The 16,393-nt window shown below is 72.9% G+C and carries 15 protein-coding genes; 7 read left to right on the top strand and 8 right to left on the bottom strand.

Annotated features, from left to right (window positions below; genetic code table 11):
* Positions 1-20: 20 nt before the first annotated feature.
* The gene (locus R2E43_RS29695; protein WP_011027949.1) at positions 21-1,103 is read right to left on the bottom strand and encodes a S1 family peptidase; all 1,083 of its coding nucleotides are present in this window, start codon (positions 1,101-1,103) and stop codon (positions 21-23) included.
* Between the two features lie 269 nt (positions 1,104-1,372).
* On the opposite strand from R2E43_RS29695, the gene R2E43_RS29690 reads away from it, so the two are divergent.
* From R2E43_RS29690 to R2E43_RS29675, 4 genes are read left to right on the top strand one after another with little or no spacing between them, the layout of a single operon-like run.
* Positions 1,373-2,293, top strand: a complete 921-nt coding sequence (locus R2E43_RS29690) for an ATP-binding cassette domain-containing protein (protein WP_193485863.1) — start codon at positions 1,373-1,375, stop codon at positions 2,291-2,293.
* Complete coding sequence (locus R2E43_RS29685) at positions 2,290-3,009, top strand: ABC transporter permease (protein ID WP_003977083.1); 720 nt, start codon at positions 2,290-2,292, stop codon at positions 3,007-3,009. Before R2E43_RS29690 ends, R2E43_RS29685 begins: the two co-directional genes overlap by 4 nt.
* Positions 3,006-4,172 carry a sensor histidine kinase gene (locus tag R2E43_RS29680; RefSeq protein ID WP_030868126.1) on the top strand — a complete coding sequence of 389 codons (1,167 nt, stop codon included), beginning with the start codon at positions 3,006-3,008 and terminating at the stop codon, positions 4,170-4,172. The genes R2E43_RS29685 and R2E43_RS29680 overlap by 4 nt, the downstream gene beginning before the upstream one ends.
* Complete coding sequence (locus R2E43_RS29675) at positions 4,169-4,834, top strand: response regulator (protein WP_003977081.1); 666 nt, start codon at positions 4,169-4,171, stop codon at positions 4,832-4,834. The genes R2E43_RS29680 and R2E43_RS29675 overlap by 4 nt, the downstream gene beginning before the upstream one ends.
* A gap of 66 nt (positions 4,835-4,900) precedes the next feature.
* On the opposite strand, the gene R2E43_RS29670 is transcribed toward R2E43_RS29675, so the two are convergent.
* From R2E43_RS29670 to R2E43_RS29660, 3 genes are all read right to left on the bottom strand, one after another.
* Positions 4,901-5,803, bottom strand: coding sequence for a S1 family peptidase (locus tag R2E43_RS29670; protein WP_003977080.1), 903 nt, complete (start codon positions 5,801-5,803; stop codon positions 4,901-4,903).
* A gap of 207 nt (positions 5,804-6,010) precedes the next feature.
* Entirely contained in the window at positions 6,011-6,853 is an 843-nt protein-coding gene (locus R2E43_RS29665; protein ID WP_136209092.1) for a DUF1684 domain-containing protein, read from the bottom strand.
* Positions 6,854-6,907: 54 nt separating this feature from the next.
* Complete coding sequence (locus tag R2E43_RS29660; RefSeq protein ID WP_011027954.1) at positions 6,908-8,104, bottom strand: DUF5685 family protein; 1,197 nt, start codon at positions 8,102-8,104, stop codon at positions 6,908-6,910.
* A gap of 289 nt (positions 8,105-8,393) precedes the next feature.
* Between R2E43_RS29660 and R2E43_RS29655 the strand changes: the two genes are divergently transcribed.
* A complete protein-coding gene (locus R2E43_RS29655) occupies positions 8,394-8,834 on the top strand; it encodes a cell division protein SepF (RefSeq protein WP_003977077.1) in 441 nt (146 codons plus the stop codon).
* Between the two features lie 48 nt (positions 8,835-8,882).
* On the opposite strand, the gene R2E43_RS29650 is transcribed toward R2E43_RS29655, so the two are convergent.
* Both R2E43_RS29650 and R2E43_RS29645 read right to left on the bottom strand, forming a co-directional pair.
* Positions 8,883-10,076 (bottom strand): acyl-CoA dehydrogenase family protein, encoded by a 1,194-nt coding sequence (locus R2E43_RS29650; RefSeq protein ID WP_003977076.1) that lies wholly within the window; start codon positions 10,074-10,076, stop codon positions 8,883-8,885.
* Positions 10,077-10,433: 357 nt separating this feature from the next.
* Complete coding sequence (locus tag R2E43_RS29645) at positions 10,434-12,038, bottom strand: MFS transporter (protein ID WP_003977074.1); 1,605 nt, start codon at positions 12,036-12,038, stop codon at positions 10,434-10,436.
* Between the two features lie 261 nt (positions 12,039-12,299).
* Here R2E43_RS29645 and R2E43_RS29640 point away from each other — a divergent pair, with 261 nt between their 5' ends.
* Positions 12,300-13,490, top strand: a complete 1,191-nt coding sequence (locus R2E43_RS29640) for a mannosyltransferase family protein (RefSeq protein WP_003977073.1) — start codon at positions 12,300-12,302, stop codon at positions 13,488-13,490.
* A gap of 251 nt (positions 13,491-13,741) precedes the next feature.
* On the top strand, positions 13,742-14,764 hold the full coding sequence (locus R2E43_RS29635) for a phosphatase PAP2 family protein (protein WP_011027956.1): 1,023 nt from the start codon (positions 13,742-13,744) through the stop codon (positions 14,762-14,764).
* Positions 14,765-14,876: 112 nt separating this feature from the next.
* Here the strand turns inward: R2E43_RS29635 and R2E43_RS29630 are convergent, their stop codons facing one another.
* Positions 14,877-15,092 (bottom strand): I78 family peptidase inhibitor, encoded by a 216-nt coding sequence (locus R2E43_RS29630; protein ID WP_003977071.1) that lies wholly within the window; start codon positions 15,090-15,092, stop codon positions 14,877-14,879.
* A gap of 343 nt (positions 15,093-15,435) precedes the next feature.
* On the bottom strand, positions 15,436-16,284 hold the full coding sequence (locus R2E43_RS29625) for a hypothetical protein (RefSeq protein WP_011027957.1): 849 nt from the start codon (positions 16,282-16,284) through the stop codon (positions 15,436-15,438).
* Between the last annotated feature and the right edge of the window lie 109 nt (positions 16,285-16,393).

Below are 16,393 nucleotides of genomic sequence, written 5' to 3'. Positions count from 1 at the left end.
CACGGGTGTGCGGGCGCTGCTCAGCCGATCTGCGTACCGGTGGCCGACAGGGCCTCCGTCACCGGCTGGAAGAAGGTCTCGCCGCCCGAGGTGCAGTCGCCGCTGCCGCCGGAGGTGAGGCCGATGGCCTGGTCGCCCGAGAAGAGCGAGCCGCCGCTGTCGCCGGGCTCGGCGCAGACGTCGGTCTGGATCAGGCCGTTGACGATGTCGCCGTTGCCGTAGTTCACGGTGGCGTCCAGGCCGGTCACCGTCCCGTCGTGCACCTGGGTGGTGGAACCGCTGCGGGTCACCTGCATGCCGACGGTGGCCTCGGCGGCGCCCGAGATGGCCTGCGAGGAGCCGTTGTAGAGGTTCACCTCGCTCGGGTGGTCCACGTCGGCGGTGTACTTGACCAGCCCGTAGTCGTTGTCCGGGAAGCTGGACGCCGCGTTCTCGCCGATGACGTTCCCGGAGGAGTCCGACCAGGTCGAGATGGACTCGGTGCAGTGGCCGGCGGTGATGAAGTACGGCTCGCCGCCCTTGGTCACGTTGAAGCCGAGCGAGCAGCGCCCGCCGCCTCCGGTGATGGCGTCGCCGCCCGCGACGAAGGGCTTGTACTCACCCTTGGTCCGCTTGAGCTCGGCCTTGGCGCCCAGTCCGTCGACCACCTTGGTCAGCTTGGCCAGTTCGGCCTCGGAGACCGTGCGGTCGGCGGTGACGACGACCTTGTTGGTGGTCGGGTCGGTCGCCCAGGACGTGCCCGGGATGGTCGCGTCCTTCGTGAGGGCGGTGCGCGCGCTCTTCAGGTCGGCGAGCGAGTTCTCGACGACTCTGGCCTTGGCTCCGGCCTCCTCGACGGTCTGCGCGGCGCTCTGGTCGAGCACGTTGACGACGAGGCTCTTGGCCTGTGCGTCGTAGTACGTGCCCGCCGCGTCGGCGCCGAGGTCGCCGAGCAGCGTCGAGGCGAGCTCTCCGGCCGCCGAGACCGACAGGGTCTCGGGCGCGGCGGTCTTCGGGGCCTCGCTGGCGTTCGCGGTCTGGAAGGTGACTCCGGCCGCGACCAGTGCGGTGATTCCCGCACCTACCACGGCGACCCGCCGCCTGGGTATGCGTCGGTGCTTCAACTCACGTCCTCCTGTGGGGGGTCGGCCCGGAGGTTGTGGGGACCTCGCGGGCCGGAAGGCTGGTTGACGAGCGTTGACTCTTCCGATTCCACAGGCCGCACACAAGGTCGACTCCAGGACGTGCGCACGACAACTCCAGCGCGGTCACACGGCCTTCACCTCTTCCTCTCGGAGAGCGGGGAGGCGGCGGCGGTCTCCCCCTCTGGTGGGAGACCGGGTTTCGCCCCTGGGTGGAGGACGGGGAGATCGGCACACCGGAGGCTTCGGGCATGACTTCTTCACGAGGTGCCGGGGACCCGGCGGCCATCAGGGTCGAAGGGCTGACCAAGCGCTACGGCCGCGCAACGGCGGTCGACGACCTGTCGTTCACAGTCGGAACCGGGAGGGTGACGGGGTTCTTCGGCCCGAACGGGGCGGGGAAGACCACCGCTCTCAAAGCGGTCGTCGGACTGGCGCGGCCGACAGCGGGCCGGGCGTTCGTACGGGCCACGCCGGTCGCCGCCCTCAAACCCGACGCCCGGCTGCTCGGCGTGCACATCGAACCCTGCGGGGCCCATCCCGGCCGCACCGGCAGGGCGCACCTGCGCTCGCTGGCCGCACTGGCCGGACTGCCCCGCCGCCGGGTCGGGGAGGTGCTGGAACTCGTCGGCCTGGAGGAGGCGGCCCGGGGCCGGGTCGGGAAGTACTCGATGGGCATGCGGCAGCGGCTCGGGCTCGCCGCGGCGCTCCTGGGCGATCCGGAGATCCTGGTGCTGGACGAGCCGGTGAACGGCCTGGACCCGCAAGGCATCCGCTGGTTGCGTACGCTGCTGCGGGAGCGGGCCGCGAAGGGGGGCACGGTCCTGCTGTCCAGCCACATGCTGGGCGAGGCGGCCCAGACCGTCGACGACGTGGTCGTGATCAACCGGGGACGGCTGGTCCACGAAGGTGCGATCCGGGACCTCGAACGGTCCGGGGAAAGCGTGGTCGCGGTGCGCACCGCCGAGGCCGAGCGCCTGTCGGAGCTGGTGACCGCGGCCGGCGGCCGCACGAAGACCGACGACGGAGGCCGGTTGCTGGTCGAAGGGCTCGACGTCACGGAGGTGGCACGGCTGGCCCACCGCGACGGCGTCCTTGTGGAGGAGATCACCGAGCGGACCGCGTCGCTGGAGGACGCGTTCTTCGGCCTCACGGGAGGGGCGGACCGATGAGCCGTCTGCTGCGCGGCGAACTGATCAAGACCGTGACCACCCGGACCGTCCTGGGCTTCGCGGTGGGCACGGTCGCGTTCGCCGCTCTCAACGCCCTGGTGGTCGCGGCGTGGTCGGGCACGCTGGACGAGGTGGCCGAGAAGGAGGAGGCCCTGTCGGCGATGCCGGTCCTGCTCATGCTCTGGGGGCTGGTCGGCGCGGCCGGTGAGTACCGGCACCGGACGGCCGCACCGGCGGCACTGGTGGGCCGCCGTGGCCGCGGGGTCGTGCTGTCGGCGAGAATTGCCGCTTACGCGCTGACCGGGCTCCTGCTCGGCGCGCTGACGACCACGGTGTCGGTCGGGCTCGCGCTGCCGCTGCTGAGTGACCAGCCGGGGCCCGATCTCACCTCCGCAGACGTCGGTGCCGTCGTGGCGGGCAACCTGGTGGCGTTCGTCCTGTCCACGATCCTGGGCGCCGCCCTCGGCGCCCTGATCCGTAGCCCGGTCCTGGGAGTGGTCGTCCTGCTGGTCGTGAACTTCGCCGTGGTCCCGCTGCTTTCCGGTGTCTGGGAAGCGGGCGTCAACCTCACGCCGTTCGGCGCGGCCGGGATCCTGAGCCGGATGACGCACCACACGACCCTGTCGGTGGTCTCGGCCGGATGGGTGCTGGCCGCGTGGACGGTCGCGGTCACGCTGGTCGCGGTCGTGGTCGAGCGACGGCGCGATCTGGCGTGAACGACCTCTTCGGGCGGGCCCGGGCGGCGTACGACCTGTTGGTCGCGCGCCGCTCGGCGCTGTTCGACCTCGTGCTGGCGGTGATCACGACCGGAGTGGAGATCGGGCAGCTCTTCGACGGCGGCACCCCGGTCGTCGTGATCCCGGCCGCCGTGATCCCGGTCGGCGTGATCCCGGTCGTGGTGACGGTGCTGACCGGCTCCGCCCTGCTCCTCCGCCGGCGCGCCCCCCTGACCGTGCTCGTCACGGCCTGTGCGGGCGCCGCGGTGCTCGTGCCGCTGGGCTACTCGCCGGGCGGGGCGCCCGTCGTGGTCGCCCTCGCCTCGCTCGCCGACCTGCGTGACCGGAGGGTGTCGGTGGCGGCGCTCGTCCCGACGGCGCTGTTCCTGCTGCTGGCGAGCATCTCCTCGCTGCCCGTCCCGGTCGGCGCGTGGGCCCTCGGCTCGTACCTCCAGACCCGGCGGCGCTACACCCGGGCGCTGGAAGACCGGGCGGCCACCCTGGAGCGCGAACGCGCGCAGCTCGACCAGCTCGCGGCGCAGCGGGAACGCACCGCCATCGCCCGCGAACTCCACGACATCGTCGCCCACTCGGTCACCGTCATGCTGATCGGTGTGCGCGGCGCCCGGGACGTCCTGCCGACCGACCCCGGGGTCGCGGCCGAGACCCTGGAACGGGTCGAGGTCAACGCGGAGCAGAGCCTGGCCGAACTCCGCCGGATCCTCGGCCTGCTGCGCACGCCGGACAACGGCGCGCAGTGGCGGCCGCAGCCCTCGCTCGGCCAGCTCCCCGAGCTGGTTTCCGGCTACCGGACAGCCGGGATGCCCGTACAACTGGAGTTCACCGGCGAGGCCCGGCCGCTGGCCGGCGGCCTCGAACTGTCGGCCTACCGAATCGTCGAGGAGGCACTGACCAACGTGCTCAAACACACCGACCCCACCCGGGTCACGGTGACGCTCCACTACGGCCGGACGCGGTTGGACGTCACGGTCGAGGACGACGGCGGCGGAGGCGGTCCGGCTCCGTCGGGCGCCGGGCACGGCATCCTCGGGATGCGGGAACGCGCGGCGGTGACGGGCGGCAGCCTGGACGCCCGCCGTACGGCCGACGGGTTCGTGGTGACCGCCCGCCTGCCCGTCGAGGACGCCGGGGACGCGGCATGACCATCCGCCTGCTGATCGTCGACGACCAGGAACTGATCCGTACCGGCTTCCGGCTGTTCCTTCAGACCCAGAACGATCTGGAGGTCGTCGGGGAGGCCGACGACGGTCACGGGGCACTCGCCCAAGCCGCCGCCCTGCGCCCCGACGTGGTCCTGATGGACATCCGCATGCCCCGCATGGACGGTGTCGAGGCAACCTCCCGGCTGACCGCCTCCGACTCCCCGCCCCGGGTGCTGATCCTCACCACCTACGACCTGGACGAGTACGTCTTCGGCGCACTGCGGGCGGGCGCGTCGGGTTTCCTGCTGAAGGACGCCTCGCGCGACCGCCTGCTGGAGGCGATCCGCGTCGTCCACGCCGGTGAGGCCCTGCTGTCGCCGTCGATCACCCGCAGGCTGATCGAGGACTACGCCACCCGCGCCGCACCGGTCCGGCCGCGGGAGGCGGTGCTGGCCGGTCTGACCCCCCGGGAACGGGAGATCCTCCTCCTGGTGGCCAGGGGCCTGTCGAACCCGGAGATCGCCGCGCGCCTGGTCGTGACCGAGGCGACGGTGAAGAGCCACGTCGGCAGCATGTTCGCCAAGCTCCACCTGCGGGACCGCGCCCAGGCCGTGGTGTTCGCCTACGAGAACGCGATCGTCCTCCCCGGCGGCACGGGCTGAGCCCCCGCACACCGTGGCCGCGGTGTGCGGGGGCTCGTCGCGCTGCCGGCTGCGCTCGACGGCCGACTAGTAGACGCTGACGCCGTAGGCGCTCAGGGCCTCCGTCACCGGCTGGAAGAACGTCGTACCGCCGGAGGAGCAGTTGCCGCTGCCGCCGGAGGTCAGACCGTACGCGGTGCCGTTGCTGCCGTAGAGCGAGCCGCCGGAGTCGCCGGGCTCGGCGCAGACCGTGGTCTGGATCAGCCCGCCGACGACGTCGCCGCCGCCGTAGTTGACGGTGGCGTTCAGGGCGGTGACCCGGCCGCTGTGGGTGCCGGTGGTGGAGCCGTCACGGATGACGGTGGTACCCACGCTCGGGGTGGCGGCGCGGGTGATGTCCACGCCGTTGGCGGTGCCGGGCCGGGAGACGGACCCGGTGTACTGCACGATGCCGTAGTCGTTGCCCGGGAAGCTGGAGCCCGCCGTCTGTCCGATGACGGTGCCTCCGGAGCTGGCCCGCCAGGCGCCGGCGCCGTCGGTGCAGTGACCGGCGGTCAGGAAGTACTCGGCGCCGCTGCTGGTGCGGACGTTGAAGCCGAGGGAGCAGCGCCAGCTGCTCGCGTAGATGGCGTCACCGCCCTGGATGAGCTTGTTGAACTTGCCGGGAGTGCGCTTGATCGTGAGCGCGTCGGCCTTGTCGCCGGCCTGCTCCTTGATCTTCGCGATCTCGGCCTGGGAGACGGTGCTGTCCACGGTGAGCAGCACCCGGCCGGACTTGCTGTCGACGGCCCAGGCGGTGCCGGGGACGTCGGCCTGGAGTACCGCGTTGCCGGCGCTGCTCAGCTCGGCGGCACTGAAGGTGGCCGGGGCGGGTGCCGCGTTCGCGCTGGGGATCGCGACGGCGGCGGCGGCCACGAGGCCGGTGGAAACGGCGATCAGCCGAGTCCGTCTCGTGATGCCGCTGCGGGGGGTGGTGCGCTTGATCCTCACTTTTCGTTCCTCCACAGGGGAAGTCGGGGGCCCCTCTCGTGGGGGTGGGGGCCCGTGAGGCGCAGCCAGGGACGGACCTCCGGGTTCCGAATACGTCGTGCCCCTGACAAGCGCTGAGGTTGGAGTATTCGGCCGAACGTCCGGTCGGCGCAAGAGCGCCTTTCGGCCGTCAAGCTTTGAACGACCTTTACCAACCCCCCGACGGCGTCAGCGCAGTTCGCGCTCCCCCGCCTCGACGCGGGCCCCCAGGGTGTTCCCCGGCGGCGGGAAGGGACAGACGAAGTGGTCGGCGAACGCGCACGGCGGCAGCAGCGCACGGTTCAGGTCGACGGTCGTACGCCCCTCGGCGTCCGGCGCGGCCGGGCGCAGGAACCGGAAGCGGTAACTGGTGCTTCCGCTGGTGGCGTCGGCGAAGACGGCCCACAGGGAGCCGTCGTCCTCGACGCCCACCTGGAGGGTGTGCGCCCGTCCGTCCAGCTCGAAGGCCAGCTCCCCGCCGAGCGCCAGCCCGCGCTCCCGGCCGTCCGCGTTCGGCACCCGCACGCTGCGCCGCCCCGTGTCGTACGGGGTGAAGCGGCCCGGCACCGACCAGCGCGGGTCGTACGGCGTGGCGGCGATGCCGCGGAACGCCCGCCGCGCGGGGGCGGCCGGGTCGAAGTCACGGACGCCCCACAGCCCCTCGCGGACCAGCACGACCAGCCGTCGCTCGCCGCGGGCCACCCGGGCCGCGCCCACCGGTCCCCGGTCGGCCGTGAGCCGTGCCTCGCCGTCCAGGAGCCGCCCGTCCACGGTGAGCCCGTCCGCGCGGCCGGCCGTCAGCAGCACCGCGTCGCCGTCCGTCGTCCACCGGCCGGGGATGTCCGGAAGTTGCCCGTCCGGATGATCCTCCAGCCAGTGCGTGCCGGTCAGCGCGAGCGGCCCGTAGGGCGCCGAGACCGTGGCGACCCGCTGCTCGTGCCACCGCCTCCACGCGTCGGACGCGTCGGACGCGTCGCCGGGTGCTCGGTCGGATGCCTTGTCCGGTGTGTCGCCGGGTGAGCCCTTCGTCATGGCTCAAGCCTTCCACACCGGGTCGGACAGACCGAGACGCAGACCAACGGCGTCTCAGCAGCTGCACCCGCAGTCGCAGCCGTCGCAGCCGCAGCCGCACCCGTCGTCGCCGCAGCAGTTGCTGCAGCAGTCGCAGCAGTCGCAGCAGTTGCCGCAGTCGCACTGGGAGCAGAGCCCTTCCCTGCGCTGGCCGCTCCAGGGGTCGTTGAAGGTGCCGCAGCACATCTGGCACGTGCAGGCCAGCCCCAGCCACACGGCACAGCCGGCGAGCAGCCCGCGCCGGTCGCGGCGCGGCGGCTCCGGGGGCGTCGGCCCACCGGGGCCGCCGGGAGCGCCCGGGGTGCCGGGCGCGCCGGGAGGGGCGTACGGATGGCTGCCATGGGCGCACGAGACGGTGCCGAACGCGCGGTCCACGGAACTGCCCAGCTCGTGCACGAGCAGCCGGTGCACCAGCCGCCCGTCGGTGAACTCGGCCTCCCGCAGGGCCAGCCGCACCCCGTGCACCGCGTCGTCGGCGAGCCGCCGGGCCTCGGCCAGCGGCGTCCCGGTGGCGGTGAGCGGGTTCCAGGCGCCGGAGGCGGCGTCGGCCTCCCGGTCCTCCACGGCGTCCAGGAGGTGGGCGAGCCGGCCGAAGAGCCGCCCGGCCTCGGCGAGCGGCACGGCGTTGTGCGGCCGCCCGGCGAGGTGCGCGGTGTGCGCGAAGGCGGCGGCGGTCGCGGTCTCGGTCGGCTCGGTGACGGTGAGCAGCGGCGTCCCGGGCCCCGCGAGCGCCTCGATGCCGCCCTGCCGGTCCACGGCGTCGACCAGTACGGCGGTGTCGAAGCCGACGGCGCCGCCGCCGCGCGCCCCGGCCGCGTCCCAGCCGCCGGCGATCCGGCGGGCGGCGAGCGCCACCGGACGGCGGGCCAGCAGGCCGTCCCCGTCGGCGACGTGGTCGCGCACCTTGGCCGAGGCCAGCACCAGGGAGACGGCCGCCGCGAGCCGGGCGCCCTCGCCGTGCGCGACGGACGCGGTGCGCATCCCGCGCAGCGGGCAGGGCCCGGCGGTGCGCCGCCCGGCGCCCGCACCGCCCCGCCCGGCCTGAGCCTCCGTCAACACCGATATGAGCAGCCCGTCATAGTTCGTCACGATCCGCGCGAACTGTCCGTGGTCCTTGCGCAGTGCGAGGCACAACCCGCACAAATGAGCCATCCACTGGCTCGTGAGGCTCTCTCCGAGCCGGTGCCTGCACGGCCTGACGATTCCGAACACGACGCTCCCCCGTGGTTGGTACGACGCTGAGCTGCGGCATCGTACCGACCGCCGCCATCACCCGTACGCACCCGTCCTCACCCGTGTGCCGTGAAGAATCATATTTCACTCACAGTCAGCAGCCGTTTGGGAAACGGCCCTTGGGACACAAGGACTCTCGACGTATCCGCTGTGCACCAGTACCGTCACAAACCCCCCGCGCGGCGTCTATCCACTTGGCGCGACGTCCGCATCATGGATGACCATAGGGATGCGGAAGCACGAAAGACCGCTGTGAGAGGAGGCGTCCATGGGATCGGTACGCAAGGCGAGTGCGTGGCTCGGCCTCGTCGACGACAACAACGATGACGAGCGTTACTACGACGACGACTACTCCGAGGGCCCCGAGTCCGGGGACGCCTGGGTCACGGACCCGCGGGTCAAGGTGGCTTCGGACGTGGCCGAGGAGAAGGGCCGCCGCATCGCGACGGTCACCCCGGACAGCTTCCGGGACGCACGGGCCATCGGTGAGCTGTTCCGGGACGGGGTCCCGGTCATCGTGAACCTGACGGCCATGGAGGGCACCGACGCCAAGCGCGTGGTCGACTTCGCGGCCGGGCTCATCTTCGGCCTGCGCGGTTCGATCGAGCGGGTGTCCACCCGGGTGTTCCTGCTGAGCCCGGCCGACACCCAGGTCATCAGCGGCGAGTCCGCCGCGCACCGTTCCGACGGATTCTTCAACCAGAGCTGAGGCGGGGCCGCACACCACGGCCCCGCACCCCCGCTCGCCGGCCGCCTCCTACCGGAAGGCGTCGAGCCCGGTGAGCGCCTTGCCCAGCACCAGCTGGTGCATCTCGACGGTGCCCTCGTAGGTGAGCACCGATTCCAGGTTCGTCGCGTGCCGCATCACGGGGTATTCGAGGGAGATCCCGTTGGCGCCGAGGATCGTGCGGGCCGTACGGCAGATGTCGATGGCCTCGCGTACGTTGTTGAGCTTGCCGAAGCTGACCTGCTCGGGACGCAGGCGGCCGGCGTCCATGCGCCGCCCCAGGTGGTGGGCGAGCAGAATCCCCTTGTGCAGTTCGACCGCCATGTCGGCGAGCTTGGCCTGGGTCAGCTGGAAGCCTCCGATGGCCCGCCCGAACTGCTCCCGCGACTTCGCGTACTCCACGGCCGCCTCGAAAGAGCTGCGTGCCGCGCCCATCGAACCCCAGACGATGCCGTAACGGGCGTGTGAGAGACAGCTGAGCGGGCCGCGCAGCCCGGTCGCCTCCGGCAGCACGGCGTCGGCGGGCAGCCGTACGTCGTCGAGCACCAGCTCGCTGGTGACGCTGGCCCGCAGGGACCACTTGTGCTTGATCTCGGGCGCGGAGAAGCCGGGACTGTCGGTCGGCACGACGAAGCCGCGGATCCCCTCCTCGGTCTGCGCCCAGACGACGGCGACACCGGCCACCGAGCCGTTGGTGATCCACATCTTGCGTCCGTTGAGCACCCAGTCGCCACCCGTGTCCCGCTTGGCGTTGGTGCGCATGTTGGCCGGGTCGGACCCGTGGTCGGGCTCGGTCAGCCCGAAGCACCCGATGACCTCACCGCCGGCCATGCGCGGCAGCCACTCCTGCCGCTGCCCCTCACTCCCGAAGCGGTGGATGGCGTACATGGCGAGGGAGCCCTGCACGGAGACCAGGGAGCGGATGCCGGAGTCGGCCGCCTCCAGCTCCAGGCAGGCGAGCCCGTACTGGACGGCGGACGCACCGGCGCAGCCGTACCCCTCGAGCGACATGCCGAGCGCGCCGATACCCCCGAGCTCCCGCGCGAGCTCCCGGATGCCGGGCAGCTCGCCGCTCTCGTACCAGTCCGCGATGTGCGGCAGCACGCGGTCCGCGGCCCAGCTCCGCACGGTGTCCCGGACGGCGAGGTCCTCCGGCTCGAGCAGGTCGTCGATGCCGAGGGGGTCGGCGGGGTCGAACGCGGGCAACTTCGGGGACGCGGCCATGGGACACCCTTCGGGACTCTTAAAACTAGCGCCGCTAGTCACGGCTGTCGCTGCCGACGCTACGATGCGGCGCTGCGCACGTCCACCATGCCCGCCTCCCACCCGTGCAGCAGCCGCTCACCGCCGGGAACGAGTCGGACGTCGCCCGCGGGGGTGACCCGCCGTCGGCGGCTTGCGGTGGGGGATGACGAGACGTGGTGAGAAGCGGACGACACGGGGCCTACCCACGATGCCGCAGCTCTGGAACCGGACCCCATGACGGCCCCGGCGGCCACGGGCGCTCCTCGGCCACCCACGGGAGACGTCCGCCCCGCACCCGACGGCGAACGCGTGGTGCGTCGATGGGAGACGGTGAGGTCACACCGAGACACGGGACGGAGAATCCACCGCCCCCCGGGGCGCGGGCACGGAAACCTCCTCGCACTGCATCGCCCGCGGCAACCGCAACGCCATCACCGCCCCCAGCAGCAACAACCCCGCACTCACCACCAACGTCACATGCAGCCCGTGCACGAACGCGTCCCCCGCGGCCCGCCGCAACGCCACCCCCGCAGGCCCCCCGAGCTGCGCGGCGACCTCGTACGCCTCCCCCAGCGAATGCCCCGCCGCCGCCGACGCCGGCGCCGGCACCCCCGGCACGCCCCCGGTCAGCCCGGGCGCGTACGCCGCGTTCATCACGCTGCCCAGCAGGGCGATGCCGATCCCGGCGCCCAGTTGGTAAGAGGTCTCCCCGATCGCCGCCGCGCCCCCCGACTGCTCCTGCGGCGCCTCACTCAGCATCGACTCGTACGCCCCGAACAGCGTCGTCTCCAGACCGAAGCCGAGCAGCACGAACCCGGTCAGCAGCAGCGCGCAGTTGTCGGCCCGGCCCATCGCCGTGAGCAGCACCACCGCGAAGGCGGTCAGGCAGAACCCCGCGCACACCATCCGCCGCGGCCCGAAACGCCGCAGCAGCCGCGCACCCGCGAGCCCCGCCGCCATCGCCGCGAAGGTCAGCGGCAGCAGCCGCAGCCCGGTCTCCAGCGGGGAGAGACCGAGCACCAGCTGCAAGTACTGCGCGGCGATCAGCTCGAGCCCCACCAGCGCCAGCATGGCCAGCACGATGCACCCCACCGACGTACTGAACGCCGGCCGCCGGAACATCGCGAGGTCGACCAGCGGATACGTACGCCGCCGCTGCCGCCGTACGAATCCCGCCAGCAGCGCCGCGCCCAGCACCAGCGGCAGCACGGTGAGCAGGCTCGCCGCCGGCTCCCCGCCGCCCAGCCGCTTCACGCCGAGGACGGCCCCGAACAGGCCGCCCGCCGCCATCAGCGCGCCGACCACGTCCCAGGGCCCGCGGCCGTCACCCTTCGACTCGGGCAGCAGCAGCCGCCCCACCGGCAGGCTGACCAGCATCAGCGGGATGTTGACGAGGAAGACCGAACCCCACCAGAAGTGCTCGAGGAGGAAGCCGCCGAGCAGCGGACCGACCGCCGCGCCGACCGCGGCCACGGCGCTCCAGATGCCGATGGCCAGCGCCCGCTCCCGCCGGTCGGGGAAGACCCGCCGCAGGATCGACAGCGTCGCGGGCATGATCATGGCGCCGCCGACGCCGAGCAGCGCGCGGGCCGCGATCAGCACCTGGGCGGTGTCGGCGAGGGCCGCGAGCGCGGAGGCGACGCCGAACAGGGCGTAGCCGAGCAGCAGGACCCGTCTGCGGCCCACCCGGTCGCCCAGCGTGCCGAAGAGGATCAGCAGCGAGGCGCAGACGAGCGGATAGACGTCGACGATCCAGAGCAGCTCGATGGCGCCGGGCCGGAGGTCCTCGGTGACGGCGGGGACCGCCACGTGCAGCACGGTCGCGTCCACGGCGACGAGCAGCAGGCTGACGCAGAGGACGACGAGGACCACCCAGCGGTTGGCACCGGCCCCGGCCGCCCGACGGCGCGGCGCGGCGGCAGCCGTGGTCGTCCCGGACATGTACGTACCTCCAAGATGTTCCCTCGCGTCCGGCGGGCCGCGGGGTGGGGACTCCCCTGCGGCTCGGCCGGAGAGGAGCGGGGGGAGCTCCGGGCCGTGCAACGGAACGCGAGTGACTCGCCAGAGTACGCGAGACCGGGCATCGCACACGTGTCGGGGCTCACACATCCCGTGTCACCCGTGTGGCATGCACCACTGCGGCCACCGTGCCACCCGCCCCGGCGGGACTCCCGTCCCCGCGGCCGACGGATAATCGGGCCCGTGACCGATCTTGAAACGCGCGGCGCGGCCCGCCGGGGCGCCCCGGGTCCGTCCGGTGCCCTGCGCCGGGCCGCCCCGGCGCTCCTCGGCTACGCGGCCGTGCGCGCGCTGGGCCTGCTCGCCCTGGCCCTGTGGAGTGCCGCGCGCGACAAGAGCGCGTACACGCTGCTGACGGCCCGCTGGGACTCCCTCTGGTACACCAGGGTCGCCGAGCTGGGGTACGGCTACGAGGTGCGGCTGCCGAGCGGCGACGTGCACTCCAACCTGGCGTTCTTCCCGCTGCTGCCCTGGCTGGAGCGGCTCGGCGCGGCGGTGACGCCCCTGTCGTACGCCGACACGGGGTTCGTCGTCTCCCTGCTCGCCTCGCTCGCCGCGGCCTGGGGGATCTTCGCGGTGGCGGAGCACGTCCACGACCGCCGGGTCGGCGTGTGCGCGGTGCTGCTGTGGGCCGTGCTGCCGGTCGGCGTCGTGCAGTCGATGGCCTACAGCGAGTCCCTGTTCACGGCGCTGGCCGCCTGGTCGCTGTACGCGGTGCTGACCGGACGCTGGGTGACGGCCGGGGCGCTGGCCGCGCTGGCGGGCCTCACCCGCCCGGTGGGGCTCGCCGTGACGGCGGCGGTGTGGGCGGCCGCGGTCATCGCGTTCGCGCGAAGCCGGAGCGAGGGCGGCGCGGGCGACGCGGGCGGCACTCCGGGCGCGCGGCGCGTGCTCGGCATGCTGCTCGCACCCCTGGGCGCGGCCGGTTACGTCCTGTGGGTCGGCCACCGCACCGGCAAGGGCCCGCTCGGCTATCTCGACGTACAGGCCGGCTGGCGCAACGGTTTCGACGGCGGCGCGGCCTTCGCCCGCTTCGTCGCCGCCCAGTTCACGTCGTTCCCGGGGGCCCTGGCGGGCGTCGGACTGATCGTCGGGGTCGCGCTCCTGGTCTGGCTGTACGTGGTGTGCGTACGGCAGCGCCAGCCGCTCCCGCTGCTGGTGTACGCGGGGCTCGTCACCGTGCTCGCCCTGTGCGCGTCGAGCTACTTCGGCTCGAAGCCCCGGCTGCTGCTGCCCGCGTTCCCGCTGTTGTTCCCGCCGGCCGTGGGCCTGGCCCGGTTGCGCACCGCCAGGTCGGCGCCGGTGGTGTGCGGTGTCGCGGTGGCGGCGGCGGTGTACGGGGCGTTCTGGCTGAACGGCTCCGGCCCGCCCTGACCGGCCCGCCCCGGCCCGCGGGGTACGCCCGGTGACCTCCGGGACAATTCCGCACCAGCATTCGGTAAACGAATTCACAAGCACGATAAACCGCCGACCGGACAGATCAAAAGAATTGAAGTCCACGGCCGGACGGGATTGCGGATTACCCGGAAATAGGGCGCCGCCTGAGAGGAATCCCACATCACATCGTCATCACAAACCCGTTGATTCGGCCGGGATCACTCCTCACTCGCTGTAACGTCGATTGGGTGCGTACCGAACGGAAGCCCACCCGTCTGGACCGGGTGTTCGCGAGACTGGACCGGGAGCCGGAACGACCGGCGCTCCTGGACGTGCCGGAGATGTCCCGGCACAGGATCGCGCTGTTCGCCGGGACCCTCGCGTTCTACATCGCGATCGTGTGGGCCGTAGTGATCACCTCGTGGCTGGTCCGGCTCGACTGGCAGGTCATGTTCTTCCGGCCCTACCAGCAGTGGCCGGAGATCCACGCGTTCGTCGACTACTACGTGGTACTCGGCCAGCGCGGCCCCACCGCGGTGATGGTCGCGGCCTGGCTCGGCTGGCGCTCCTGGCGGCAGCACACCCTGCGTCCATTGCTGGCGCTGGGCGTCTCACTGCTCCTGCTGAACGTCACGGTCGGCGCCGCCAAGTACGGCATGGGGCGACTGGGACCGCACTACGCGACCACGATCGGCGCCAACGAGATGTGGCTCGGCGGCGATATATTTCCGAGCGGTCACACCGCGAACGCCGTCGTCACCTGGGGCATCCTCGCCTACCTGGCCTCCACGCACCGGACCCGGCGCTGGCTGTCCGCGATCTCCGCGGTCACCTCGCTCGGGGTGGGCATGTCCACCGTCTACCTCGGCACGCACTGGCTCAGCGACGTGCTCCTGGGCTGGGTGGCGGGGCTGCTGATCCTGCTGGCGCTGCCCTGGTTCGAGCCGCTGATCACCCGTGCGGAGGCGTGGATCCTCGGTCTGCGCGACCGCTGGTACACCCGTCGCGACCGCCGGAGCACCACGAGGCCGCCGCTCGGCCCGCCCGTACCCGTCAGCCCGCCCGGCTCCGGCAGCCGGCCCCAGGCACCGGCCCGCGAGCCGGTCGCCGCGCCCCGCACCGCCCGGGCCCCGGCGCACCTGGCGCCGGGCCCGCACACGGCCCGCTCGGACCGTACGCCGGTGACCCCGGCCGGCAGCCGCAGGCCGCCGCACAGCGACCGGCACGCCCGCAACACGGCGCCCACCGCACGGCCCCTGTCGGGCGGCTGACCGGCCCCGGGGCCGCCCTGGGCCCCAGGGGGTGTCGTTCGGGTCCTGCCGGGGGGCGCGGTCGGCAACAAGGCGCCGTCGCCCGGAGTCGGCCTGATCCAAACGGCGGCCCCTAGCCCTTCCAGGCCCGGGACACCCGGCCGTCCTTCACCTCGAAGTTGAGACGCCCCACCCGGTACTCCATGGTGATGACCGTGCCCGGCGCCAACGACCGCACCGTCGACCAGCCCCGCTCCCGCGCCAGCCGTTCGGCCGCGTCGGAATCGAGGCCGACGTAGGTGTCCGGACTGTCCTGGGGCTCGGCGGGGGGTGTCGGAATCGGTGCCATGCCGCCACGCTATGCCCTGCCCCCGGAGCGGGGAAGCCCAGGCCGGTAACACGGGCCCCGGACGCACCGACGGTCACATTTTCGTCACAAGATCACGAGGCGCGTTTTACTGGAACCCGTTCACCCGGACGGACGTTTTTACCTGCGTTCCACAAGCAGCCGAGACCTATTTCTGCGTCCCCCGGCAGCCGGTCGGACAAATCGCGGCGGACGCCGACGCAAAAGACTTCGGGCACCCTTGCCCGGGCCACGCATTCCGTACCCGAACATTCCCGAGCACCCACGCACACCCTTGCGGAACGGCCCGCGGATCACTTACACGAATCGAACATCGGACACCCGGTCAGGCGTCGGCGTCCAGCGGGCTGACGGTGAGCGACAGGTCGTTGTCCCGGGTGTAGTACGGGCCGGCCTCCACGGGCCCCTGGGGCGTCCGCACGCGTGCGCGGGGAAAGGTGAAGACCGGGTTCTTGTCCGCGACGTCGTCCAGCAGCCGCGCGAGGCGCACCACCGGACCGGCGTCTCCGGCAGGGCGCAGCCACAGGTCCCAGACGCCGGGCACCAGGCCCTCGTAGGGCACGGTGAAGGTGAACTCCGTCCGCTCGGCCGTGACGTGCACCCGGCGTACGCCGCCGCCGTCCTCGCCGCCCGCTCCGTCGCCGGGCCGGGCCCGCAGCTCGGCGTCCGCCCCGGGCACGAACTGGGTGCCGTACACCCGCCCGCGTACGGTCAGGCCGCCGCTCGCGAGGCGCAGTTCCACCGCCTCCGCGTGCGGGGCGCGCAGCCAGCTGCGGACCGTGAGGTTGCCCTGCCGGGTGGCGTACGGGATGCGGACGGCGACGTGGCCCAGCAGCCCGCTGGGGGTGCGCTCGGCGAGGGAGCGCAGGTCGGTGACGCCGGGCACCAGGCGTCGCGGCTCGCCGCCGGAGAGGAGGGCGTAGGCGTCCCAGCGGCCCTCGGGCAGGGACACGCTGCTGGGCAGCGCGGCGCGCAGCCGGCCCTCCGCCGCCGGGGCCAGCGGCAGGCTGACCGTCTCTCCCTCGCCGTCGGGGGCGTCGGCGGCGCGGCGGCGCAGGACGAGCAGGGCCGCCCCGGCGTTTCCGCGCGCGGCGACGTCGAAGGTCAGACCGCCCGCGGAGTCGCCGATGCAGTCGGCGCGCAGCGGGGCGGCCGGCGATGGCGGCGGCGGCATGCGGTGCGGTTCCTCCCCTGGGCTTCTCGTCGTCCGGTTAGACCCGGAACCCTGCCTTCTGGTTGTCCGTGTCCGATTGCGATGTGGTCACGACGGGCGGGAGCGCCCG

The organism is Streptomyces violaceoruber (assembly GCF_033406955.1).
GTDB classification, from domain to species: Bacteria; Actinomycetota; Actinomycetes; order Streptomycetales; family Streptomycetaceae; genus Streptomyces; species Streptomyces violaceoruber.
Note: the sequence above shows the minus strand (reverse complement) of the source record. Positions and strands in the feature narration are given on the sequence as shown.